Genomic DNA, 23,068 nt, shown 5'->3' on the forward strand with positions numbered 1-23,068 from the left:
ATTTCCCTCACACTTTGGTCACAACCGGACGGCCCAGCAGACCCTGAGGGCGGAAAATGAGGATCACCACCAGCAATCCAAAAGAAAACACATCTTTGTAATCGGAATTCACCATGCCCGAAAACTGCGCTTCGGCGATACCCAGAATCAGGCCGCCGAGCATCGCGCCCGGTAACGATCCGATCCCGCCGAGCACTGCCGCGGTAAAGGCTTTAATCCCGATAATAAATCCGGCATAGAAATCAAAAGTACCGTAATTCATGGTCACCAGAACGCCTGCCAGCCCCGCCATCGCCGCACCGATCATAAAGACCAGAGAGATAATTCGGTCAGTGTTAATGCCGAGAATCGAGGCCATTTTTCTGTCCTGCTGCACCGCACGACACATCCGCCCGAGCCGCGTATTGCTGATAATCCAGGATAAAACCAGCATACCGACCAGCGAAGCCACCAGGATGAACAGTTTGGTGTAGGTCATCTGGACAAAACTTTCGCCGATGTGGAAGCGGATGGCACCGTCCAGCATGGTCGGGATCCCCTGCTGTCGCGGCCCCTGACTGATTTGTGCGTAGTTCTGCAAAATCAGCGACATGCCGATGGCAGAAATCAGCGGTGCAAGCCGTGTGGAATTGCGCAACGGTTTGTACGCAATGCGCTCGATCGCCCAGCCGTAAACCCCGGTCACCACGATGGTAAACACCAGTGTGCCGAGGATCAGCAGCGGAAAAGAGTGCAGCCCGAAGAAGGAAAGCAGTGCCAGCGCGATGGCGCAGAGGTAGGCAGAAATCATATACACTTCGCCGTGGGCAAAGTTAATCATGCCGATAATGCCGTAAACCATGGTGTAGCCGATGGCGATCAACCCGTAAACGGCACCCAGCGTAATGCCATTGAACAGTTGTTGCAGGAAGAATGAATCCATAAATACGCAGTCTCTTTTTGTGACCGCGCCTGGCTAAGGGCGCATTCATTAAAGCTAATAAAGCGTTATCGTTGCAGCCAGTTTGGACCCGGCCAGCGCACAAGAGCCGGCGCGTACATTAAGTACGTGAGCCAGTTCTTTCATAAAGAGTGAGCACTGCCCGGGTTCAAAATGGCCAATAAGATGGCTTTATTCCTTAACTTCCTGGTACTTTCCTTTGTCATCCCACTTATAAACCACGTAATCCGAGACTTTCAGGTCGCCTTTGCTGTCCCAGGCTTTTTTACCCATCACAGTATCGACGCTGTTGGCTTTAAGCCAGGCGCTGGCTTTAGCTGAATCGCTGCCGCCGGTGGCTTTGAATGCGGCGGCAATCGCCTGTACGGAGGCGTAGGAATACAGCGTGTAACCTTCAGGTTCGAATTTATTGGCGCGGAATTTATCGATAACGGCTTTACCGTCAGGGATCAGACGCGGGTCTTTGCCGAAAGTCATCAGAATGCCGCTGGTGTATTGCGGCCCCCCTGCTGCGGTAACCATTTCTTCGTTGACGATACAGTCGCCAGAGAAGAACGTCGCCTGAACGCCCTGCTCACGCATCTGGCGAACCAACGGACCGGCTTCCGGATGGCAACCGCCGAAGAACACCACATCCGGCTTTTGCGCACTGATTTTGGTGACCAGTGCGTTGAAGTCTTTTTCGCCGCGCGACAGGCCTTCATACATCACTTCTTTCACGCCACGTTTGTTAAGCGCCGCTTTGGTGGCATCAGCCAGACCCTGCCCGTAGGTATCTTTGTCGTGAATGATGACCACTTTTTTGGCTTTCAGTTTGTCGACGATGTAATCGCTGGCGACCAGACCCTGCTGGTCATCACGGCCACACATACGGAACATATCGCTCATGCCGCGTTCGGTGATTTGCGGGTTAGTAGAACCCGGTGTGATGGCGATGATCCCGGCGTCGTTATACACCTCAGATGCGGGCATGGTAGAGGATGAACAAAAGTGCCCGATGACCGCCTGCACTTTATCCTGATCAACCAGGCGGTTAGCCACCGCGACCGCTTGTTTTGGCTCGCAGGCATCATCACCCTGAACCAGTTTGATTTTCTCGCCGTTGATCCCACCGGCGGCATTAATGTCTTCAGCGGCCTGAGTCGCGCCATGCCAGTATTGGTCACCATAGGTGGCATTCGGGCCGGTGAACGGGCCGGCCACGCCAATCACAATATCCGCACGCGCGGAGAACGCCGTGACCAGACAACCTGCCAGTAAAAGAGAGAGAGGACTTTTCATAAATTTCATCGACATCATCATGATCCTTAGGACTGAGTTTATGCAAACGGGTTATGGGCAACGCATGCAGCAAAAACACCAACGCAAAGTCGTAATCTGAAAATCTGAAATTTAAAGCACAAGCCAATGGAGGGAATATCCCGTTTGTCCACCGCTGGCGGACAACATCAAAGGTAAGAAACGTAAGCAAAATATCTGCCAGTGTTACCAGACGTCTGTGAATGTTACGGTTATGTGAGTATAGATAGCGCCTGTCAGGCGTTGCGGGGAACTCGCAGAAACAACGACGGGATCACATCGCACCGCACTGGTGCTGAAGAGATTAGGAAAATGACGATACTGCAAAGTCCTGCACCAAAATGTACCGTGTAGATCCCCACGGCTAATCCGTTGATATATTTTTTTCTTTGCTTCTTTCGGCGGGTTGTTTTGTAATGCGGTCAGATGATTGCAACAGGAAACGACTGAACAATGAAGAAATTATCCTGCCTGACGGCTGTGGTTTTGGCCCTGACATTATCAGGCTGTGCCAGTGATTATGTGATCAACACCAAAGCGGGCGACCAGTTTTTCGCTCACGGCGAACCAGACCGTGACCGCGGTACCGGCATGACCAGCTACACCGACATGAACGGTGATTATCATCTGATGAATACCAATGATATTGCGGGTATTGTGAAGAAATAGAGTGACGGATGGGAAATGCAATTATCCTAAAGCCCGACCGATGAATGACACGGCGGGCTTAATAAAACAGTCATGCTATGGGGTGTCTGAACAGCACGTAATATCACGACTGTTTTGAAGATAAAATTACCCGGTAATAAAACGCGAAACAGACGAAGCCAGATTTTGTGCCTGATCTCGCAGCGCATTAGCCGCAGCAGAAGATTCTTCCACCAGGGCCGCGTTTTGCTGAGTCACGCTGTCCATTTCTACTATTGCTTGCCCTACCTGCAATATTCCCCTGTTTTGTTCATCCGATGCCTGAGTAATTTCATTAAGTATTTCGGTAACGTTAGCCACTTTAGTCACAATGTCATGCATGGTGGTTCCCGCCTGTTCTACCAGCTCTGACCCTGCATTAATGCGTTCTACCGATTCACCAATTAAACCTTCGATCTCTTTTGCAGCCTGAGCGCTGCGCTGTGCAAGACTTCTCACTTCACTTGCTACAACAGCAAACCCACGCCCCTGTTCTCCGGCACGTGCCGCTTCCACGGCTGCATTGAGAGCCAGAATATTGGTCTGAAAAGCGATGCTGTTAATTACCGTCGTAATCTCAGCAATTTTTGCTGAGCTCGCAGTGATTTCATTCATCGTTTTCACCACATGAGAGACCAGTTGCCCGCCTTTGTTCGCCGTTTCCGATGTACTCCCCGCCAGTTGGCTGGTGTGGTGAATATTGTCCACGTTCTGTTTAACTGTCGCCGTTAACTGCTCCATGCTGGCTGCCGTTTCTTCAAGCGCAGCAGCCTGTTCCTCAGTACGTGCGGATAAATCATTATTTCCTGCCGCAATTTCTGCGGAAGCATGGCTCACCTGCGTCACACCGGTACGAATATCCCCGATGATACGGCGAAGATCGGTATTCATCTCATCTACGGCTTGCATCAGTTCCCCCAGCTCATCACGACGCGTGGTATTGAGATGAGCTCGTAAATCACCGCGCGCTATCTGTCGCGCAACCTCAAGCGTATCAGCCAGAGGCTTCACAATCTGGCGGGAAATGAGCAGCGCAATGCCAATACTTAATAAGACTGCTGCCCCCAAAAGCGAAGTCATCCATATCACCGCCTTTCTGATATCGTCATGAGCCGCGCTCAGTTCCGATTCAAATAGGTTGTCACTCAGGGTAGTCAGCTTGCCGCCTGCTTTCGCAAGCAGCTGAGTCGCTTCCTGCTCCGCAATATAGGAACGCAGGTAATGACTGGCACTCTCCTTTTTAGCCAAGACAGAGCGCTCAACCTCTTCAAGTGAGCTGACATCGGCAGGATTTAACTGTGATTTGACGGCGATCATTTGCTGAATCGATTCATTCATAAAGCCTGTTAAAGCCTGAAGTGACGCCTCAGTATTCTCAAACTGGAGAAGTTTCACGCGCGTCGCCACACCATCGATGTGACGGACGATATCCGCTAATGCTGTCGCGGTAACAGAACGTGCCGGGTCTTGTGCATAGGACTGCGCCAAACTGTTAATTTTAGACTCTTCACGGGTCAGCACAAAACTACTCACAACAAGATCACGTTGCTGTGTCTCACGGACAGTTTGAGCACGGTTTTCACGATACGTTTTGATGACCTCTGACATTTCATTAAGCATCTTCAGGTGCGCTGTATCCCAATGAAGCGACCTGAGAGTTTCAATTTTCATATCAACCTGCTGCAAGTTCATCTCATTCATTGCGACGTATTTTTCATCATGCGTTTTCACATATTCCAGTCTGTCAGCTTTTGCCATAGCAAACTGGTCAGTGATCACTTTCAGCTGGCTTATTTTGTCTGCCCGGGTGGAAATATCATACAGATTTTTAATACCGCATAAAGCAACTGCAATACTCAGCAATAAGATAAATCCGAAACCAAATGCTAATTTTTTCCCGACTTTTAGATTTTCAAAATATTTCATAAACATTTTTATGGCTCTCCATTATTTTTATAAAAAGGTTGTATGTGAAGCACATGGAGTATCGGCAGGCTATAAAAATTAGTTAATGAAAAACTCATTTTCTTAAGTTACATAAGTCAATAATTTAACAGTAATAAAACCTTATTCTTAGTATGAAAACTTATTTACTTAATCACACCGTATTAATGGTGAAGTGATTATTTTAAAAAAAAGTATTATTTGAATGTGCTGCTGTTATTAAATTATGAAAGTGTGGTCAGCGCATATATCGCGCAGTATCAGATTCAGCCGCGTGGACATAAAAAAACCGGGCGAAAGCCCGGTTTTTAGTGTGCAGCATGAGCAGAAATTACAGCCCGTTTTCGGCAATATCCATCGCGAAATAGGTCAGGATAATATCTGCGCCTGCACGTTTAATCGCGCCCAGGCTTTCACGCACCACGGCGCGCTCATCGATGGCGCCGGCTTGTGCCGCGAACTTGATCATCGCGTATTCGCCGCTGACCTGATACGCCGCCAGTGGCAGACGGGAGGCTTCGCGGATATCGCGGATCACATCCAGATATGCCCCAGCCGGTTTCACCATCAGCGCATCGGCGCCTTCCTGCTCATCCATCAGCGATTCACGCACGGCTTCGCGGCGGTTCATCGGGTTCATCTGGTATTGCTTGCGGTTGCCTTTCAGCACGCTGCCGCCCGCTTCACGGAATGGCCCGTACATGGATGACGCAAACTTGGTGGAATACGCCATGATCGAAGTGTCGATGAAACCGGCTTCATCCAGCGCGCTGCGGATGGCCTGTACCTGACCGTCCTGTGCGGCGGATGGTGCAATAAAATCTGCACCTGCGGCAGCGGCAACGACAGCCTGTTTGCCGAGGTTGATCAGCGTAGCGTCGTTGTCCACCCCATGGTCATGCAGCACACCGCAATGGCCGTGCGAGGTGTATTCGCAGAAACAGGTGTCAGACATGACAATCATTTCAGGCACGGTGTCTTTACAGATGCGCGCCATACGGGCGACAAGACCGTTTTCGTTCCAGGTGTCGCTGCCGGTGGCATCCATATGATGCGAAATACCAAACGTCATGACCGAGCGGATACCGGCGCGGGCGTAACGTTCGATTTCAAACGCCAGGCGGGATTCAGGAATGCGCAGTACGCCCGGCATAGCTTCAATCGGTACGTATTCAGAGGTCTCTTCTTCTACGAAAATCGGCAGTACCAGATCGTTGACGCTAAATTCAGTTTCCTGAAAAAGAGTGCGCAGGGATTCGGACTGTCTCAGGCGGCGAAGGCGTGAGCTCGGGAACTGATTCGACATGAAAACTCCTAAAAATTAGTCTGTTGCACTGAAATTTTTTAAGAAACAGGAGTGCAGACAGTTCAGACGGCAGGAGGCATGGCAGCGCCGTCAGACGATGGAGGCTGCATTTTATAATAACTTTTAAACAAATGATGAACTTTCCGTGAGGAGATGTAACAGAGACCGCATTTTTGGAAAGGCGATCCCGGAAAAGGGACCGCCTGAAGGAAGAATTTAACCGAGCCTGATCTCGCGATCGGCTGAGGCAATCGTTGACGGACGGTGGGCGATAAATATCCGCGTAATATCCAATTCGCTGATCGCCTGATTGATGCGCATTTCGTTGTCCAGATCCAGATGGCTGGTGGCTTCATCGAGAAACAAAATTGCCGGGCGACGATACAGCGCGCGGGCAATCAGCACCCGCTGTTTCTGGCCGCCGGACAAGCTGCCGCCCAGTTCGCTGATCAGCGTTTCATAGCCCATCGGCATGCGTTCGATATCGTCGTGGATGTTACAGCGGCGGGCGCAGTCGATAATCCGCGCTTCGTCTTTCTGCTCGTCAAAGCTGGCAATGTTCTCGGCGATAGATCCGGCGAACAACGTATCATCCTGTAACACACAGGCGATGCAGCTGCGGTAATTGTTCAGCCCGGCGGTGGTGATAACCATGCCGTTAATCAGAATGCGGCCTTCAGTTGGCGTCAGCAGACCGGTCATGATTTTCATCAGCGTGGTTTTGCCCTGCCCTGAAGGTCCGGTGATCGCCACGCTTTCCCCCGCCGCCACCGACAGATTCAGGCCATTGATCAGCGGCGCAGAAAGGCTGTCGTACTGAAACACCAGATCCCGCACGTCCAGCGACGCCGCCTCACCTGCCCGCAGCAGTTCACGCTCCGGCAGCGATTTTTCAGTGTCGGTCAGCGCGATATCGGCGATACGGTCGCGGTGCAGGGAAAGCATCCGCAGCTGCAACACCATGTTCAGCAGATTGGCCGCACGCTCGGAAAACTGGCCGCGATAGGTGTTGAACGCCACGAACATCCCAAGTGTCATATGGCCGTCGATGACCTGCGTCGCGCCAAGCCACAGCAGAGCGACCTGATCGAGCGTAGCGATCAGCGTGTTACCGCCGGTAAACATCATTTCAAATTTGGTTTTACGCACCGTCGCATTGGCGTTATCAATGTTCAGGTTGAGCCAGAAATTGGCGCGCGCTTTCGATAAACCGAGCGCTTTCAGCGTGCTGATGCCGTACAGCGTTTCCATAAAGTGGGAACCGGCACGCGCTCCTTTAACGATTTGTTCTTCCGAAACCTGACGGTAGGCGTTGTAGGTCGTCAGACGGAAAACGACATAAATCGCTGTAAAACCGAGAATTACCCAAATCAGCCAGCCGCCGTACAACACCATCATCACGATCAACCCGACCGACATAATGCCATCGATAATACTGTTCACCACATTGGTGGTCAGCGTCGTACGCAGTGTGTCGAGCGAGGTAAAACGCGACTGGATATCACCCAGTTTGCGCTTCTCAAAGTAATCGAGCGGCAGCTTCATCAGATGGTCGAACAGCCGCGCTTTCCACTGCACGTCAATCAGCGTACTCATCACCAGCGACGTCCAGGCGCGCAGCATACTGACGCCGGTGCGGAAAATGATAAAGAACAGCAAGCCGAGACATATCAGCGTCAGCAAATCCGGGTCTTTCGCCGGGATCACGTGATCCATTACCAGCTGCATTCCGACCGGCAGCAGCAGGTTGACCGATTCGATCATCAGCGACAGGCAAAAGATTTTGGTCAGCGCAGGGATCAGCCCGCTGACATTGCCCATCATCTTGCGCAAATTGAGCCGCACGCGCGGTTTTTCGGAGGTAAAACCATTGTCCGGCCACAACTCCAGCGCCACGCCGGTGAAATGCTCCGACACTTCACGCATGCCCAGCGAACGACGCCCGAAAGCCGGATCGTGAATAATCACTTTGCCCTGTTTAACACCGACCAGCACCACAAAATGGTTGAGGTCCCAGTGCAAAATACAGGGTGTTTTCAGCGCATTAAGTTCATCGATATCCAGCTTCAGGGCGCGGGATTTCATCTCATTCGCCGCGGCGATATCCATCAGCGTGCGCAGTGTCGCACCGCGCGAGGAAATGCCGTACTGCTGACGCAGACTCTGCAAATCGACGTGTTTACCGTGATAGCCAAAGACCATCGCCAGACTGGACAGCCCGCATTCAGCGGCTTCGGTTTGAATAATCTGCGGCACCCGGTGGCGCCAGCTAAAGTGCAGGCGGTCAGCCAGCTCCCGTACGTTATCGAGATTCATTAATTGGCCCCACCACGCTTTTCTTCATGCTGTAATACGGAGATAACATCCACTGATACAGCGGTCTTTTCTCCAGGAATAATGTTGATTCGGCTTTCATACCGCTGGATAAATTCAGCGTCTCGCCGTGCCAGTCCATCGCTTTTTTATCCAGTGACACAATCACTTTGTAATACGGCCCGCTGACCGTGCCGTTGGCGGTGCGCGGTGCGCTGGCGTAGGAATTCAGCTCCTGTTCAGAAACCGGCGCGGAAGAAATTGACTCCACCTTGCCGGGGAACTGGCCATATTTTTCAAACGGATAGGCTTCGTAACGGATATTGATGTGCTCACCGGCTTTCACGTAAGGCACGCTTTCATTGGGCAGCCAGGCGACAAGGAAGAATGGCGAATTACTGGCAGGCACCAGTTGCGCAAGGCTGTCACCGGCATTGACCATCTGTCCGGGCGTCACGCTCAGCGAGGAGATTTTGCCGGACGTCGGCGCGGTGATGAGCAAGGAACCCTTAGCATCGGCCTGCGCCAGCTGACGTTCGAGGTCATTACGCTGATAGCCGTACTGTGAAATCTGATTATCAAACTCGGCGGCTCGCGTCACCAGTTCACTGCGCAGATTGGTGATTTGCAGCGCTTCCTGAATCGCCTGAGTATTCAGACTCTGGAACGACGTCTGCTGCTGATAAAACAGGTAACGCTGGTTGTTCAGCTGGTCAGTATTGATGAGACCTTTCTTTTGATATGCGCCGTAGTTTTGCATGCTCTTTTTCATGGCATCCAGCCCTTCCTGCGCCGAATCCACCATGCTCTGCGAAACCTGATGCGCTTTCTCATATTGCTCTAACTGCTGTTGCAGGTTTTGCAGCGTTTCCTGCTTGTTGTGCTCAAGCTGTGCAACGATCGAATCGATTTGCTCACGCTGTTTTTTGATGGCGGCAAGCGTGGTGGTGCTGACATTCCCCGCCTGCGTCACGCGGCTGACGTCAATTTCATACAGCGGCTGGCCTTTTTTAACCGGTTTGCCGGTATCGACATACAGTTTAGTGATCACGCCCTGCTCGGGGCTGAATAAATTGATGCTGTGTGGCTGGGTGATAATTTCACCGCTGACGTTGATACGCCGGGTGTAATTAGTGAAGATTAGGAATATCAGTAAGGAAATAAGAAAAATAGCGGTCAGCGACGTGACAATCCATATCGGCCAGCCGGCAAGTAATAATGCCTTACCCGTCCAGTGGTTTTGCTGATGTTCATTGACCTCTTTACGAAAGAGCATATTTTTTGTTCCGGTAAAACAGGCTGTAAAAACAGAATCTTTGAAAGATAGCAGCCTCAAAACCTCCTGCCACCGCGATTACTCTGAAACATGGGGACCAGTATTCCCGGTGAGCGATAGTTACGCCGTAATATTAAATAGCTTTATGTAGTAAAAATAATATCCCTGGAGCTGATCGATTATTTTTTATACCTGAAATAAATAAATCGATCTTCTTAACTATTAATTTAACTTAAAAAACAATTAGTTATATGTAAATCTCCACTTAGGAGATTATTCCTAGTCAAATTCCGCCGCCAGTGCTCTAGGCTTAATCCCTGTGAAGACATTGCGTAGAAATTATCTCCATAGCATTACTCAATGTTTTCATCGCCCCCGGTTTTTAAGGGGACTTGCTTTAACAGATTAAAAGGAAGGCCTAAGATGAAACAATTAACAGAACATGATATTGAAATGGTTAATGGTGCGGGTTGGTCGGAAGATGTGAATAAAGTTGCCGATCGCCTATCAAGCTTTGGTCAGGACGCGGTAAGTGACACCAGTAATGCGGTGAACAAGGCGTATTCACAAATTTCCGATGGTCTTGCTAAAGCACAGAACTATCTGACAACCTAGTTTATAAACCGCTTTCGCTTTAAGGAAAGCAGCGTTATAAGCAACCCAGTCAGAGTAATACAAGCCCCCGCTCACGCGGGGGCTTTTTTTGTTTAGTTTTGTTTAGCCAGGTTTATAAACATAAACGTCAAACACCCGCTTTCGTTTTATCGCTCTTCACCATGCTGTTTTTCAGCTTGCCGATAAGTTCGCGGCGAAAATCACCCAGTTTTGGTTTATCGCCCTCAAGCCAGGGTAACGGACGGCAGAGTTCCATGGTTTTGATACCCAGACGGGCAGTCAGCAATCCGGCACCGATACCTTGTGCTGCGCGGGCAGAAAGACGTGCCGCCAGATCCTGTGACATCCAGTCCATCCCCACTTCGCGTACCAGTTCAGACGCCCCGGCAAACGCCATATTCAGCAGCACCAGACGGAACAAACGGATACGGCTGTAGTAACCGAGTTCGATGCCATACAGCACCGCGATACGGTTGACCAGACGCAGGTTGCGCCAGGCGATAAAGGCCATATCCACCAGCGCCAGCGGGCTGACGGCGATCATCAGCGCCGATTCCGCCGCCGAATGACTGATTTCACGGCGTGCCTGCGCGTCGAGGACCGGCTGAACTAATCGCGCGTAAAGCTCGACCACTTCACGGTCATTCTGCGTTTCGTGCAGTGACGCCTTCCAGCGCTGTAATGCCGGATGGCTGTTATCCAGACCAGCCTGCGCCGCCAGTTTTTCGCAAAATGCGCGCCCCTGCCCTAAGCCATGACTGTGCATTAATTCCCGCGCCTCATCACGCTCATCGGCGCGCTGACGCAGGCGGTACAAGCGCCGCCATTCGGTCGCAATGGAACCGACACCGGCGAGGATAATCAACCCGCCCGCCGTGCATGCGCCGAGTGCCACCCAGTCCTGCTGGATCCACGCCTCGTGAACCCATTGGACGCCCTGCGCGACTACGCTGATACCCAGCACCGCCACGCCGAGGCGGACAATTTTGCCCCACAAACTGCGGCGCGGTTTCAGCGCACGGTTAAGCACCGCTTCGGCTTCACCTTCTTCCTGCTGTTCGTCGGTTTCGACGGTGACCGGAATAAAGCGTTCTGAAATCTGTTCGTCAAACGCCAGCGCCGGTTTAATCACCGGTTCAGCCGGGGCTTTTAATTCCGTTTCAAAATCGATACGCGGTTTGATGGGTTCGCTCATCGCATTTTATCTCCCAGTAAAAACTCCATCACCGCATCCAGACGGATGTGCGGCAACGGCGTATCCACGCTCATTTCACGCGGACGAAACTCGTCAAAGTGGAACCCCTGTTTTTGCCAGAATGCATGCCCCGGCAAACGCGCCGGTACTTCGCCGGGGAACACTGTCAGCGGCGCGCCATCCTGTAACCGGTGACCTTTCAGCGCGGGCAAACTTTGCCCCTGATATTCGACCATGCCGGTTTCTGTCGCCTGAACCGACGCCAGACCAGCGCAGTCCATGCTGATGCCTTCGAAAGCGGCGTTCTGCCAGGCTTCCTGCACCAGTTGCTGCAACAGCGACACCAGGCTGGCGTGCTGATCGCCGGTAATGTGATCGGCTTTAGTGGCGGCGAACATCAGTTTGTCGATGCACGGATTAAACAGACGGCGGAACAGCGTGCGTTTACCGTAATGGAAACTTTGCATCAGCTGCGTCAGCGCGAGGCGCATATCGTTGAACGCCTGCGGTCCGCTGTTGAGCGGCTGCAGACAATCGACCAGCACAATCTGGCGGTCAAATTTCACAAAGTGATCTTTGTAAAAACCTTTCACGATGTGCTGGCAGTAATAGTCGAAACGCGCACGCAGCATACCCAGATTGCTGTTTTTATCCGCCTGTGCAAGTTGCGCATCGGAATAGCGGTTCAGCTCCGGCCACGGGAAAAATTGCAGCGCAGGCGCACCAGCCATATCTCCCGGAAGAACAAAACGCCCCGGCTGGATAAAGTGCAAACCTTCGGTTTTGCAGCGCACCAGATAATCGGTGTAGGCCTGTGAAATTGTGCCCAGCAGATTTTCATCGGCCGGGGCCAGCGGATCACATTGTTCGCACAGCGTCAGCCACGGCTTCGCCCATTCTGCGCGATCGCCCTGCAACAGCCCCGCCATCTGGCGTGACCAGTCGAGATAATTTTGCTCCAGCATCGGCAAATCCAGCAGCCATTCGCCGGGATAATCTACGATCTCCAGATATAACGTGGAGGTATCTTTGAAGTGACGCAGCAGGGAATCGTTGGAGCGGTAACGCAATGCCAGACGGATTTCGCTGACACCACGGGTTGGCGTTGGCCATGCGGGCGGCGTGCCGTAGAGTGCCGCCAGACCTTCGTCATAGGAAAAGCGCGACACGCCCAGATCACGCTGGGGAACGCGTTTTACGCCAAGCAGACGCTCCTCGCGGGCAGCCGAAAACAGCGGTAAACGTGCGCCGCTGTGCATATGTAAAAGCTGGTTAACGAAGGCGGTGATGAAAGCGGTTTTTCCGCTGCGGCTTAAACCGGTGACGGCCAGCCTCAGATGCCTGTCCATGCCGCGATTGATCAGTGAATTAAAGTCGTTTTGTAGTCTTTTCATTGCTCTCCCTGGCGTAGCGCCCAAACAGCGCGGTAAGAATACGTTTGAATAACGGTTCTAATAATAGTGCTAAAACATACCGCAATGGGCCTTTTCCCACCACGCCCAGCACACGCGCTGCCAGTCCGGCAGGGCCAAAGGTCAGCGCCAGTGTAATGATCACGCTGAAAACTTTCGAAAACAGGCTGCGCTTACCCGGCAGCGAGGAATTCAGGTAACGGGTCATAAAGATTCCTTAAGCGGGAGGTGAGAAGGAAAATAGCAGCCGGAGCCAGGTCCGGCAGCCAGAGGCAAAGCGGCAGATAAAGAATTAAAGCTGGCGGAACCGGCTACGTACGCCGAAGGTTTCCGAAGTGACATAGCGTTCGACCTGACGTAAACGCTGCTCGCTGGCTTTCAGTTCACGGTCGGCTTCTTCCAATAAATTACGCGGCGATGGCGCATTTTCATCTTCATATTCGCTGGCCGGAACAGGGTCAAGTACGTAGCTGAGAATAATGTAGGCCACGACAGTGAACATGAACAAACCAAAGAAAATCGACAGCACCGCCATGATGCGCAGCAGTTTTACCGGTACGCCCAGATAGTGCGCGAGCCCGGCCAGAACGCCTTTAATTACGCCCTCTTCCGGCACGCGGTAGAGTTTTTTCTCAGACAGACGGGTCGCCATTATGATTGCCTCCAGCCCGGATGTTCGGCGTCGAGAATTTCTTCCAGCGCCTGAATACGTTCGCGCATACGTTGCGCTTCATGGGTCAGACTGGTGAGATTTTGCATCTCATGCTGACTAAGCTGACTGCCATTTTGCTGGCGATTGCTGTAGTGAAGCCACAACCAGACGGGCGCCACGAATAAAACGAAAATAGTCAGCGGAATAGCTAAAAACAGGAAGCTCATTGTCTCTCCTTATGAGTCTTTTTTGTTACCGGTTACGGCGTTTATCCTGCGATAACCTGCCTGCGAACAGGCAGGTTTGATGGCAAACATTACGCGTCCTGGTTGCCGTTCATTTTAGCTTTCAGGGCAGCAATTTGTGCGCTGATTTCATCGTCGGCTTTGAGTTCGGCGAACTGCTGGTCCAGCGATTTCTTTTTGCCGATGCTCACACTTTCAGCTTCCGCTTCCATATGATCAATACGACGTTCGAACTGCTCAAAACGCGCCATCGCTTCATCAATTTTACCGCTGTCGAGCTGACGGCGAACGTCACGGGAAGACGCCGCAGCCTGATGACGTAAGGTCAGCGCCTGCTGACGCGCACGGGTTTCGGTCAGTTTGCTTTCCAGCTCGCCAATCTCTGACTTCATGCGATCCAGCGTTTCTTCTACGACAGTCACTTCGTTTTTCAGCGTGGTGACCAGCTCGGACAGTTTTTGCTTTTCGATCAACGCCGCACGGGCCAGATCATCTTTATCTTTACGCAGCGCCAGTTCGGCTTTGTCCTGCCATTCGTTCTGCTGGGCTTCACCCTGATCGATACGGCGGATCAGTTGTTTCTTTTCTGCCAGCGCACGGGCGGAGGTCGAACGCAGTTCCACCAGCGTGTCTTCCATTTCCTGAATCATCAGACGAACCAGTTTTTGCGGATCTTCAGCTTTATCCAGCAAGGTGTTGATGTTGGCGTTAATGATGTCAGCGAAGCGAGAAAAAATACCCATAATCGAAATTCCTCTTTGTTTCTGTTTGGTTTCCGGCCAAATGATTACCGGTCAAATCCGCAGGAAAATTTTCAACTGCGGCAATAAACCTATATCAGGATCCGTGCCAACTTTTTAAAATCATTATCTCCATGAATAAATTGAATTTTTTATTTTCGTCTCTGCTATGCTTATTTTTAGAGATGATTATTTTCACTAAGAGTTAGTGTGTTTCACCACACAAGGAATGCCAAATGACGGATAACACAGACAATTTGCTGGGCGAAGCTAACGCCTTTATTGAAGTGCTGGAACAGGTCTCGCAACTGGCTAAGCTGAACAAGCCGGTTCTGGTCACCGGCGAACGCGGCAGTGGTAAAGAACTGATCGCGCATCGTCTGCATTATCTGTCGCCCCGCTGGCAGGGGCCGTTTATTTCACTCAACTGCGCGGCGCTGAATGAAAACCTGCTCGATTCCGAGCTGTTCGGCCACGAAGCGGGCGCGTTTACCGGCGCGCAGAAACGCCATCTCGGGCGGTTTGAACGCGCTGACGGCGGCACATTGTTTCTTGATGAACTGGCGACCGCACCGATGCTGGTGCAGGAAAAACTGCTGCGCGTGATTGAATATGGCCATCTGGAGCGCGTCGGCGGGAGCCAGCCGTTGCAGGTGGATGTGCGGCTGGTGTGCGCAACTAACGATGATTTACCGCAACTGGCGGCAGACGGAAAATTCCGCGCCGACCTGCTGGACCGGCTGGCATTTGATGTCGTGCAGTTGCCGCCGCTGCGTGAACGCCAGCAGGACATCATGTTGCTGGCCGAGCACTTTGCCATTCAGATGTGCCGGGAACTTTCGCTGCCTTTATTTCCCGGTTTTACCGATTATGCGCGTGAGACGCTGATGGCCTACCGCTGGCCGGGCAATATCCGCGAGCTCAAAAACGTGGTGGAACGCTCGATGTACCGTCATGGAACCAGCGATTTTCCGCTCGATAACATCATTCTGAATCCGTTTGCCCGGCGCACTTCTGTTACCGGGCCCGCAGATATCAGTCAGCACGATAATTTGCCGACACTGCCGTTAGACCTTAAACAATGGGTGACGGAGCAGGAAAAAAATCTGATTGAACAGGCTTTACGGCAGGCGAGATTTAATCAGCGCAAGGCGGCCGAATTACTGAACGTGACGTATCATCAGTTGCGCGGAATGTTGAAGAAGCATGGGATACAGGTGAATGCGCAGGAAATCGCTGAATAACAGACAAAAAAAAGCCAGCACCCGAGCTGGCTAAGTAATACTGGAAGCAATGTGAGCAATGTCGTACCTCGCGATTAACGCCCTGGCGGGTCGCCTCTCGTTCGGTGAAAAGAATGATAATGGTTCTCAGTATCGTCTGTAAAGCACTTTGTTGAGAATATTTCTCATTACCACAATGACGTTATGGCTACTTAATGAACACCCTCAACGTCATTAAGGTCTACCATTCGGGGAACGGATCGGCCATCTCCATCCAGCTTTCGATGCCTTCCGCCATCTGTACTTCGCTTAGCAGGCACGCATCGAGGCGCCGGATAATCTCTTCTTTATTCAGATGCTGGCCGATAAACACCAGCTCCTGACGCATATCGCCGAACGGCTCCACCCATTTTTCCATAATATGTTCCCTGGTCTCCTTGTCCTGTGGCCAGTCACTTTCCGGCAGCGCCCGCCAGAAAATCCCCGCCATACCATAACGGGCAATGCCGCCCGCCTGACTCCATTGCCCGGCAAAACGCGGACGCGTCGCCAGCCAGAAGAAACCTTTCGAACGCAGCAAGGTGCCACCGCCCCAGTCGCCATGCACCACGCGATAAAATTTATCCGGATCAAACGGCCTGCGCGCCGTGTAGACAAAGCTGCTGATGCCGTACTCTTCGGTTTCCGGCGTGTGTTCGCCACGCAGTTCTTTCAGCCATCCCGGCGCAAGTTGCGCCTTAGCAAAATCAAAACGGTGCGTATTTAGCACGGCATCAACCGGCAGGCTGCCGGGACAAATCGGGATGATATGCGCATCGGGGTTCAGACTCCTTAACAGCGCAATCACTTCGCGCTGCTGCTGGCTGTCGAGAAGGTCGGTTTTGCTCACCAGCAGTACATTACAGAATTCAATCTGGTCGATGAGTAAATCCGTCACGCTGCGCGTATCGTCATCACCCAGACTTTCACCGGCCTCCTGCACGCTGCGCGCTTCCTGATATTGCTGCATAAAGTTGACGCCATCTACTACGGTGACCAGCGTGTCGAGGCGCGCAAACTGCGACAGGCTCTCGCCATTTTCATCCTCAAAGGTAAAGGTTTCCGCCACCGGCAGCGGTTCCGAAATGCCGCTTGATTCAATCAGCAGATAATCAAAACGTCCGGCCTGCGCCAGTTCACGCACGGAAATCAGCAAATCTTCCCGCAGGGTACAGCAGATGCAACCGTTGCTCATTTCCACCAGTTTTTCCTGCTGGCGGTCAAGGGTGATTTCACTGGCGACCAGCGCGGCGTCGATGTTCACCTCGCTCATGTCATTGACGATCACCGCCACGCGTAATCCCTGGCGGTTATTCAGAATATGGTTGAGGACGGTAGTTTTGCCGGCGCCGAGAAATCCCGACAGCACGGTAACGGGGAGTAAGGACATCGTTAACCTCTTTTCGAAGGACAGTGCAGGAATACTTCGCCTGCGATTATTGTTACAATATAACATAACAACAGCAATCCAAATTCAAGGGTTTTATTTTCAGCGCCTCTTTTTTGCCGGAAAACGAACGGTTTTTGCGCGAAGTGCCGCAGTACCTCACGCTGATTTGCTCAATGGATTGGGGTACCTCGCAGAGTACGGTACACTTAGGGTATTGCACCTTAACTTTGAAGCCTTTATGCGTCGTCTAACTTTGTGGATGCTTTTACTGAGCGGCTTGTCCACAGCAGTTTTTGCTGAGACTGCCCCAACACACGCCAGCCCGACGCCAGTTACGGCGCCGGTGAAAGATATTCGTCAGAGCGGCTTTGTCTACTGCGTGAACGGCATGGTTAATACCTTTAACCCGCAAAAAGCCAGCAGCGGGCTGATCATCGACACACTTGCCGCGCAGTTATATGACCGCCTGCTGGACGTTGACCCCTATACCTATCGCCTGATCCCCGAACTGGCGCAAAGCTGGGAAGTGCTGGATGACGGCGCGACCTACCGTTTCCACCTGCGCAAAGACGTGCCTTTCCAGAAGACCGGCTGGTTTTCGCCGTCGCGTAAAATGAATGCTGACGACGTGGTATTCAGCTTCCAGCGCATTGTGGATCCGAAAAATCATTATCACGCGGTGAACGGCGAGGAATATCCGTATTTCGACAGCCTGCAGTTTGCACGGGCAGTGAAAAGCATTAAAAAACTCGATAATTATACAGTCGAGTTTCGTCTCAATAATCCTGATGCCTCGTTCCTCTGGCATCTTGCAACGCACTACGCACCGGTACTTTCGGCTGAATATGCGGCGAATCTGACCAAATCCGGTAATGAAGAAGAGATTGATCGTCAGCCGGTGGGGACAGGCCCGTTCCAGCTGGGCGAATACCGCACCGGTCAGTACGTACGTCTGGCGCGTAACGGGCAATACTGGAAAGGTACGCCACGCATGTCACAGGTGGTGATTGATATGGGCGTCGGCGGCACCGGACGTTTGTCCAAACTGCTGACCGGCGAGTGTGATGTGCTGGCGTACCCTGCGGCCAGTCAGCTGTCGATTTTGCGCGAAGATCCGCGTTTGCGTCTTTCCCTGCGTCCGGGTATGAACGTTGCGTATCTGGCCTTCAACACCAATAAAGCGCCGCTCAACGATCCGCGTATCCGTCAGGCGGTCGCACTGTCTATCAATAATCAGCGCCTGATGCAGTCAATTTATTACGGCACCGCCGAAACCGCTGCCTCTATTCTGCCGCGCGCGTCGTGGGCCTATGACAGCAATGCACAGGTCACGGAATACAATCCTGAAAAAGCGAAGCAAATACTGAAAGATCTCGGTCAGGAGAAACTCAATCTGCATTTGTGGGTACCGACGGCCTCCCAGTCATTTAACCCGAGTCCGCTGAAAACCGCCGAACTGATCCAGGCAGATTTATCACAGGTCGGGATCAAAGTGACCATTGTTCCGGTTGAAGGGCGTTTCCAGGAAGCCAAGCTGATGGAAATGAACCATGATTTGACGCTGACAGGCTGGTCAACCGACAGTAATGACCCCGACAGTTTCTTCCGCCCGATGCTCAGTTGTGCGGCACTTCATTCGCAGACCAACTATGCTCACTGGTGTGATCCTGCATTTGACGAATTACTCCGTCAGGGGCTTTTGTCACAGCAACTTTCACAGCGCATCGAGTTTTATCAGCAGGCGCAAAAAATCCTTGAGCTGCAACTGCCGGTGTTGCCTCTGGCCTCTTCCCTGCGACTTCAGGCTTATCGTTACGACATCAAAGGACTGGTATTGAGCCCGTTTGGTAACTCTTCGTTTGCTGGCGTCTTCCGTGAAGATGAAAAAAGTCGTAATGACGAAGGAAGGAAAGCCCCATGATTATCTTCACGTTACGTCGCATATTGCTGCTGATCGCCACGCTGTTCTTTCTCAGCCTGGTGGCGTTCAGCCTGAGCTATTTTACGCCCAACGCGCCGTTACGCGGTGCATCATTATGGGATGCTTACCGTTTCTATTTTATTGGCATCTGCCAGTTTGATTTTGGCGTGTCGAGTATCAATGGCGAAAGTATTACCTATCAGCTTAAAGCCGTATTCCCGGCGACCATGGAACTGTGCGTGCTGGCCTTTGCGCTGGCGTTAGTGGTGGGCATTCCGCTGGGGATACTGGCGGGTGTCATGCGCGGGAAATGGCCTGACGTGGCGATCAGCAGCCTCGCCCTGCTCGGCTTTTCCATTCCGGTATTCTGGCTGTCCGTATTGCTGATGCTGTTCTTCTCGATGCAGCTTGGCTGGCTGCCGGTGTCCGGTCGCCTCGATTTGCTCTATCAGTTAAAAACCGTTACCGGCCTGACGCTGGTGGACGCGTGGCTGTCTGACTCACCTTATCGCCATGAGATGATCATGAGCGCCATCCGCCATATGATTTTGCCTATCGCCGCGCTTGCCGTTGCGCCGACCACCGAGGTTATCCGCCTGATGCGCATTTCCACCGACGATGTGCTGGCGAAAAACTACGTGAAAGCCGCCGCAACGCGCGGTTTATCGCGCTTTACCATAATCCGCCGTCATGTGTTGCATAACGCGCTGCCGCCGATCATTCCTAAACTCGGCCTGCAATTTTCGACAATGCTGACACTGGCAATGATTACCGAAGTGGTCTTTAACTGGCCGGGTATTGGCCGCTGGCTGATCAACGCTATCCGCCAGCAGGACTATGCTGCGATTTCCGCAGGTGTAATGGTGGTGGGATCGCTGGTGATTGTGGTTAACGTACTTTCAGACATTCTCGGTGCATTAATGAATCCATTGAAACATAAGGAATGGTATGCCCTTCGATAATGTATACCGCGAAAAACAGGTACCCAGCCCGCTGCGTCACACCTGGGGGATTTTCTATCGCGACACGCTGTCGATGATCGGCTTTTATGGCGTGATCGGACTGTTGTTTTTATGTATTTTCGGCCATCTGCTGGCGCCTTATGCGCTCGATCAGCAATTCCTCGGCTACCAGTTGTTGCCGCCTTCATGGTCGCGCTACGGCAATGTGTCCTTCTTCCTCGGCACGGACGATCTGGGCCGGGATTTGCTCAGCCGGATGTTAACCGGTGCGGCACCCACCATCGGTGGCGCGCTGGTGATTACCCTCGCAGCCTCGCTGTGTGGCGTGATTATTGGCGTGCTGGCCGGGATCACACGCGGTCTGAAATCAGCCATTCTTAACCATATTCTGGATACGCTGCTTTCAATTCCTTCCCTGCTGCTGGCGATTGTGGTGGTGGCCTTTATCGGCCCGAAACTTGAGCACGCGATGCTGGCCGTCTGGCTGGCGCTGTTGCCACGCATTTCGCGCACCATTTACAGCGCCGTACATGATGAGCTGGAAAAAGAATATGTGGTTGCCGTGCGTCTCGATGGCGCATCGACGTGGCAGATCCTGCGTTATGCCGTATTGCCCAATATTGTGGCGGTGCTGGCAACGGAGTTTACCCGCGCCTTGTCGATGGCAATTCTGGATATCGCCGCGTTAGGTTTTCTGGATTTGGGCGCACAATTACCTTCGCCGGAATGGGGAGCGATGCTCGGTGATTCACTTGAACTGGTGTATGTCGCACCCTGGACCGTCATGCTGCCGGGTGCTGCTATTCTTATCAGCGTATTGCTGATCAATCTGCTGGGTGACGGTGTGCGTCGGGCGATCAATGCGGGAGTGGAATAATGCCTTTACTCGATATCCGCAATCTGACCATTGAATTTATGACTGCCGACGGGCCGGTCAAAGCGGTTGATCGCGTCAGCATGACGCTGAATGCCGGTGAAATCCGCGGACTGGTGGGTGAATCTGGCTCAGGCAAAAGCCTGATTGCCAAAGCTATCTGCGGCGTAACCAAAGATAACTGGCGCGTGACGGCAGACCGTATGCGCTTTGATAACATCGATCTGTTGCAGCTGTCGCCACGCGAGCGGCGCAAACTGGTCGGGCAAAACGTGTCGATGATTTTTCAGGAGCCACAATCCTGTCTCGATCCTTCCGAGAGTATTGGCCGTCAGTTAATTCAGGCGATCCCCGGCTGGACATATAAAGGCCGCTGGTATCAGCGCTGGAAGTGGCGCAAAAAACGCGCTATTGAGCTGCTGCACCGCGTCGGGATTAAAGATCACAAAGACATCATGGCCAGCTATCCGTACGAACTGACCGAAGGTGAATGTCAGAAAGTGATGATTGCCATTGCTCTGGCGAATCAGCCGCGTTTGCTGATTGCGGATGAACCCACCAACGCAATGGAGCCGACCACACAGGCGCAGATTTTCCGCCTGCTGGCACGGCTGAACCAAAACAATAACACCACGATTTTGCTGATCAGCCACGACCTGCAAATGATGAGTAAATGGGCGAACCGCATAAACGTATTGTATTGCGGTCAGACCGTTGAGAGCGCCGTGTGTGAAGATCTGCTAGCCGCACCGCATCATCCTTATACACAGGCACTGATCCGCGCAATGCCTGATTTTGGCCGTTCCCTGCCACATAAAAGCCGGCTGAATACTCTGCCGGGGGCGATTCCTTCACTGGAACATCTGCCGATCGGCTGTCGTCTGGGGCCACGCTGCCCTTACGCGCAGAAAAAATGCATCGAAACGCCACGTCTGCGTCTGGCAAAAACACATGCTTACGCCTGCCACTTCCCGCTGAACATGGAGGAGCAATGATGGGCGAAACCCTGCTCGAAGTCCGTAACCTGAGCAAAACGTTCCGTTATCGCACCGGGTTGTTCCGCAAAATGAATCTGGATGCTGTAAAGCCGGTCAGCTTTACCCTGCGCGAAAAACAAACGCTGGCGATCATCGGTGAAAACGGCTCAGGCAAATCAACACTGGCGAAAATGCTCTCCGGCATGGTTGAACCGAGCGGCGGCGAAATCCTGATTGATGAGCATCCGCTTGAGTTTCGTGATTACCGCTTCCGCAGTCAGCAAATCCGTATGATTTTTCAGGATCCCAGCACTTCGCTCAATCCGCGTCAGCGCATCGGTCAGTTGCTCGAAGCACCTTTACGTCTCAACAGTGAAATGAACGCACAGCAGCGTGAACAACGCATCAACCAGACCCTGCGGCTGGTTGGTATGCTGCCGGATCATGCGAATTATTACCCGCATATGCTGGCTTCCGGTCAGAAGCAGAGCGTTGCGCTGGCGCGCGCACTGATCCTGCAACCGAAAGTGATTGTTGCCGATGAGGCGCTGGCGTCTCTGGATATGTCCATGCGTTCACAAATCATCAACATGATGCTGGAGTTACAGGAAAAGCAGGGCATCTCATACATATACGTCACCCAGCACCTTGGCATGATGAAACATATCAGTGATCAGGTGTTGGTGATGCATGAAGGTGAAGTGGTCGAGCGCGGCAATACCGCTGAAGTGCTGGCGGCACCACTGCATGATCTGACGAAAAGGCTGATCGCCAGTCACTTTGGCGAAGCACTCACAGCAGATGCCTGGCGGCGCGACGGAAATTAACGATTTCTGAAGGGGCGATTCACAGAATCAATACCAAACGGTGCCTGAAATGGGTGCCGTTTTTTATGTTTGCAATCGGGTAAATTGCCGATGAAATTCGCGACCAAACCCGTTCCTCTGGCATATTTGCCGTTTTCTATTCCTTTTAGATATGATTTATCGCTTAACATTATTTTATATCGACAACAGTATCGGCAAGGATAGGGTCTGATAATTTGCCTGGAAGCCAGG

General features: G+C 52.2%; 21 protein-coding genes. 8 read left to right on the forward strand and 13 right to left on the reverse strand.

The genetic code is table 11. The features are described 5' to 3' along the window. Positions 1-7 precede the first annotated feature (7 nt). Together J1778_RS09160 and J1778_RS09165 are read right to left on the reverse strand one after the other, a co-directional pair. The gene (locus tag J1778_RS09160; protein WP_217172913.1) at positions 8-922 is read right to left on the reverse strand and encodes an ABC transporter permease subunit; all 915 of its coding nucleotides are present in this window, start codon (positions 920-922) and stop codon (positions 8-10) included. A gap of 189 nt (positions 923-1,111) precedes the next feature. Continuing rightward, positions 1,112-2,236 (reverse strand): branched-chain amino acid ABC transporter substrate-binding protein, encoded by a 1,125-nt coding sequence (locus J1778_RS09165; RefSeq protein ID WP_217172914.1) that lies wholly within the window; start codon positions 2,234-2,236, stop codon positions 1,112-1,114. Between the two features lie 456 nt (positions 2,237-2,692). Here J1778_RS09165 and J1778_RS09170 point away from each other — a divergent pair, with 456 nt between their 5' ends. Next, a complete protein-coding gene (locus tag J1778_RS09170) occupies positions 2,693-2,908 on the forward strand; it encodes a YgdI/YgdR family lipoprotein (protein WP_217172915.1) in 216 nt (71 codons plus the stop codon). Between the two features lie 126 nt (positions 2,909-3,034). Here J1778_RS09170 and J1778_RS09175 read toward each other — a convergent pair whose 3' ends face one another. The 4 genes from J1778_RS09175 to J1778_RS09190 all read right to left on the reverse strand — a co-directional run bounded on the left by J1778_RS09175 (position 3,035) and on the right by J1778_RS09190 (position 9,765). Further along, the gene (locus J1778_RS09175; RefSeq protein WP_420804072.1) at positions 3,035-4,864 is read right to left on the reverse strand and encodes a methyl-accepting chemotaxis protein; all 1,830 of its coding nucleotides are present in this window, start codon (positions 4,862-4,864) and stop codon (positions 3,035-3,037) included. Positions 4,865-5,201: 337 nt separating this feature from the next. Then, positions 5,202-6,176, reverse strand: a complete 975-nt coding sequence (gene hemB / locus J1778_RS09180) for a porphobilinogen synthase (protein WP_217172917.1) — start codon at positions 6,174-6,176, stop codon at positions 5,202-5,204. Between the two features lie 216 nt (positions 6,177-6,392). Further along, complete coding sequence (locus J1778_RS09185) at positions 6,393-8,492, reverse strand: peptidase domain-containing ABC transporter (RefSeq protein ID WP_217172918.1); 2,100 nt, start codon at positions 8,490-8,492, stop codon at positions 6,393-6,395. Beyond that, positions 8,479-9,765 carry an HlyD family secretion protein gene (locus J1778_RS09190; RefSeq protein WP_217172919.1) on the reverse strand — a complete coding sequence of 429 codons (1,287 nt, stop codon included), beginning with the start codon at positions 9,763-9,765 and terminating at the stop codon, positions 8,479-8,481. Before J1778_RS09190 ends, J1778_RS09185 begins: the two co-directional genes overlap by 14 nt. Before the next feature lie 423 nt (positions 9,766-10,188). Between J1778_RS09190 and J1778_RS09195 the strand changes: the two genes are divergently transcribed. Continuing rightward, entirely contained in the window at positions 10,189-10,380 is a 192-nt protein-coding gene (locus tag J1778_RS09195; RefSeq protein ID WP_015697753.1) for a hypothetical protein, read from the forward strand. 127 nt (positions 10,381-10,507) lie between these two features. On the opposite strand, the gene J1778_RS09200 is transcribed toward J1778_RS09195, so the two are convergent. From J1778_RS09200 to pspA, 6 genes are all read right to left on the reverse strand, one after another. Beyond that, on the reverse strand, positions 10,508-11,575 hold the full coding sequence (locus J1778_RS09200) for a YcjF family protein (protein ID WP_217172920.1): 1,068 nt from the start codon (positions 11,573-11,575) through the stop codon (positions 10,508-10,510). Next, positions 11,572-12,969: a YcjX family GTP-binding protein gene (locus J1778_RS09205; RefSeq protein WP_217172921.1), complete on the reverse strand. Its 1,398-nt coding sequence runs from the start codon at positions 12,967-12,969 to the stop codon at positions 11,572-11,574. Before J1778_RS09205 ends, J1778_RS09200 begins: the two co-directional genes overlap by 4 nt. Next, positions 12,944-13,195 carry a phage shock protein PspD gene (locus tag J1778_RS09210; protein ID WP_217172922.1) on the reverse strand — a complete coding sequence of 84 codons (252 nt, stop codon included), beginning with the start codon at positions 13,193-13,195 and terminating at the stop codon, positions 12,944-12,946. Before J1778_RS09210 ends, J1778_RS09205 begins: the two co-directional genes overlap by 26 nt. 84 nt (positions 13,196-13,279) lie before the next feature. Beyond that, positions 13,280-13,639 (reverse strand): envelope stress response membrane protein PspC, encoded by a 360-nt coding sequence (gene pspC / locus J1778_RS09215; protein ID WP_120161817.1) that lies wholly within the window; start codon positions 13,637-13,639, stop codon positions 13,280-13,282. Beyond that, the gene (gene pspB, locus J1778_RS09220) at positions 13,639-13,866 is read right to left on the reverse strand and encodes an envelope stress response membrane protein PspB (protein WP_013576050.1); all 228 of its coding nucleotides are present in this window, start codon (positions 13,864-13,866) and stop codon (positions 13,639-13,641) included. The genes pspC and pspB overlap by 1 nt, the downstream gene beginning before the upstream one ends. Before the next feature lie 89 nt (positions 13,867-13,955). Further along, entirely contained in the window at positions 13,956-14,627 is a 672-nt protein-coding gene (gene pspA / locus J1778_RS09225) for a phage shock protein PspA (RefSeq protein WP_112287897.1), read from the reverse strand. A 233-nt stretch (positions 14,628-14,860) separates the two neighbouring features. On the opposite strand from pspA, the gene pspF reads away from it, so the two are divergent. Further along, complete coding sequence (pspF, locus tag J1778_RS09230) at positions 14,861-15,868, forward strand: phage shock protein operon transcriptional activator (protein ID WP_217172923.1); 1,008 nt, start codon at positions 14,861-14,863, stop codon at positions 15,866-15,868. A gap of 220 nt (positions 15,869-16,088) precedes the next feature. Here pspF and zigA read toward each other — a convergent pair whose 3' ends face one another. Beyond that, a complete protein-coding gene (zigA, locus tag J1778_RS09235; protein WP_217172924.1) occupies positions 16,089-17,276 on the reverse strand; it encodes a zinc metallochaperone GTPase ZigA in 1,188 nt (395 codons plus the stop codon). Positions 17,277-17,514: 238 nt separating this feature from the next. Between zigA and sapA the strand changes: the two genes are divergently transcribed. From sapA to sapF, 5 genes are read left to right on the forward strand one after another with little or no spacing between them, the layout of a single operon-like run. Further along, positions 17,515-19,197, forward strand: a complete 1,683-nt coding sequence (gene sapA / locus J1778_RS09240; RefSeq protein ID WP_217172925.1) for an ABC transporter substrate-binding protein SapA — start codon at positions 17,515-17,517, stop codon at positions 19,195-19,197. After that, positions 19,194-20,159: a putrescine export ABC transporter permease SapB gene (gene sapB, locus J1778_RS09245; RefSeq protein ID WP_217172926.1), complete on the forward strand. Its 966-nt coding sequence runs from the start codon at positions 19,194-19,196 to the stop codon at positions 20,157-20,159. The genes sapA and sapB overlap by 4 nt, the downstream gene beginning before the upstream one ends. Further along, positions 20,146-21,036, forward strand: a complete 891-nt coding sequence (gene sapC, locus J1778_RS09250) for a putrescine export ABC transporter permease SapC (RefSeq protein ID WP_217172927.1) — start codon at positions 20,146-20,148, stop codon at positions 21,034-21,036. Before sapB ends, sapC begins: the two co-directional genes overlap by 14 nt. Next, on the forward strand, positions 21,036-22,028 hold the full coding sequence (gene sapD, locus J1778_RS09255; RefSeq protein WP_217172928.1) for a putrescine export ABC transporter ATP-binding protein SapD: 993 nt from the start codon (positions 21,036-21,038) through the stop codon (positions 22,026-22,028). Before sapC ends, sapD begins: the two co-directional genes overlap by 1 nt. After that, positions 22,028-22,837 carry a putrescine export ABC transporter ATP-binding protein SapF gene (sapF, locus tag J1778_RS09260; RefSeq protein WP_217172985.1) on the forward strand — a complete coding sequence of 270 codons (810 nt, stop codon included), beginning with the start codon at positions 22,028-22,030 and terminating at the stop codon, positions 22,835-22,837. The genes sapD and sapF overlap by 1 nt, the downstream gene beginning before the upstream one ends. The last annotated feature ends 231 nt before the right edge of the window (positions 22,838-23,068 follow it).

The sequence above is a fragment of the Rahnella bonaserana genome, from assembly GCF_019049675.1.
Taxonomy (GTDB): domain Bacteria; phylum Pseudomonadota; class Gammaproteobacteria; order Enterobacterales; family Enterobacteriaceae; genus Rahnella; species Rahnella bonaserana.

What these genes read in the sequence shown, in the direction of transcription:
- J1778_RS09160 (WP_217172913.1), bottom strand. Translation starts at nt 922, where the DNA reads ATGGATTCATTCTTCCTGCAACAACTGTTCAATGGCATTACGCTGGGT.
- J1778_RS09165 (WP_217172914.1), bottom strand. Translation starts at nt 2,236, where the DNA reads ATGTCGATGAAATTTATGAAAAGTCCTCTCTCTCTTTTACTGGCAGGT.
- J1778_RS09170 (WP_217172915.1), top strand. Translation starts at nt 2,693, where the DNA reads ATGAAGAAATTATCCTGCCTGACGGCTGTGGTTTTGGCCCTGACATTA.
- hemB (WP_217172917.1), bottom strand. Translation starts at nt 6,176, where the DNA reads ATGTCGAATCAGTTCCCGAGCTCACGCCTTCGCCGCCTGAGACAGTCC.
- J1778_RS09185 (WP_217172918.1), bottom strand. Translation starts at nt 8,492, where the DNA reads ATGAATCTCGATAACGTACGGGAGCTGGCTGACCGCCTGCACTTTAGC.
- J1778_RS09190 (WP_217172919.1), bottom strand. Translation starts at nt 9,765, where the DNA reads ATGCTCTTTCGTAAAGAGGTCAATGAACATCAGCAAAACCACTGGACG.
- J1778_RS09195 (WP_015697753.1), top strand. Translation starts at nt 10,189, where the DNA reads ATGAAACAATTAACAGAACATGATATTGAAATGGTTAATGGTGCGGGT.
- J1778_RS09200 (WP_217172920.1), bottom strand. Translation starts at nt 11,575, where the DNA reads ATGAGCGAACCCATCAAACCGCGTATCGATTTTGAAACGGAATTAAAA.
- J1778_RS09205 (WP_217172921.1), bottom strand. Translation starts at nt 12,969, where the DNA reads ATGAAAAGACTACAAAACGACTTTAATTCACTGATCAATCGCGGCATG.
- J1778_RS09210 (WP_217172922.1), bottom strand. Translation starts at nt 13,195, where the DNA reads ATGACCCGTTACCTGAATTCCTCGCTGCCGGGTAAGCGCAGCCTGTTT.
- pspC (WP_120161817.1), bottom strand. Translation starts at nt 13,639, where the DNA reads ATGGCGACCCGTCTGTCTGAGAAAAAACTCTACCGCGTGCCGGAAGAG.
- pspB (WP_013576050.1), bottom strand. Translation starts at nt 13,866, where the DNA reads ATGAGCTTCCTGTTTTTAGCTATTCCGCTGACTATTTTCGTTTTATTC.
- pspA (WP_112287897.1), bottom strand. Translation starts at nt 14,627, where the DNA reads ATGGGTATTTTTTCTCGCTTCGCTGACATCATTAACGCCAACATCAAC.
- pspF (WP_217172923.1), top strand. Translation starts at nt 14,861, where the DNA reads ATGACGGATAACACAGACAATTTGCTGGGCGAAGCTAACGCCTTTATT.
- zigA (WP_217172924.1), bottom strand. Translation starts at nt 17,276, where the DNA reads ATGTCCTTACTCCCCGTTACCGTGCTGTCGGGATTTCTCGGCGCCGGC.
- sapA (WP_217172925.1), top strand. Translation starts at nt 17,515, where the DNA reads ATGCGTCGTCTAACTTTGTGGATGCTTTTACTGAGCGGCTTGTCCACA.
- sapB (WP_217172926.1), top strand. Translation starts at nt 19,194, where the DNA reads ATGATTATCTTCACGTTACGTCGCATATTGCTGCTGATCGCCACGCTG.
- sapC (WP_217172927.1), top strand. Translation starts at nt 20,146, where the DNA reads ATGCCCTTCGATAATGTATACCGCGAAAAACAGGTACCCAGCCCGCTG.
- sapD (WP_217172928.1), top strand. Translation starts at nt 21,036, where the DNA reads ATGCCTTTACTCGATATCCGCAATCTGACCATTGAATTTATGACTGCC.
- sapF (WP_217172985.1), top strand. Translation starts at nt 22,028, where the DNA reads ATGGGCGAAACCCTGCTCGAAGTCCGTAACCTGAGCAAAACGTTCCGT.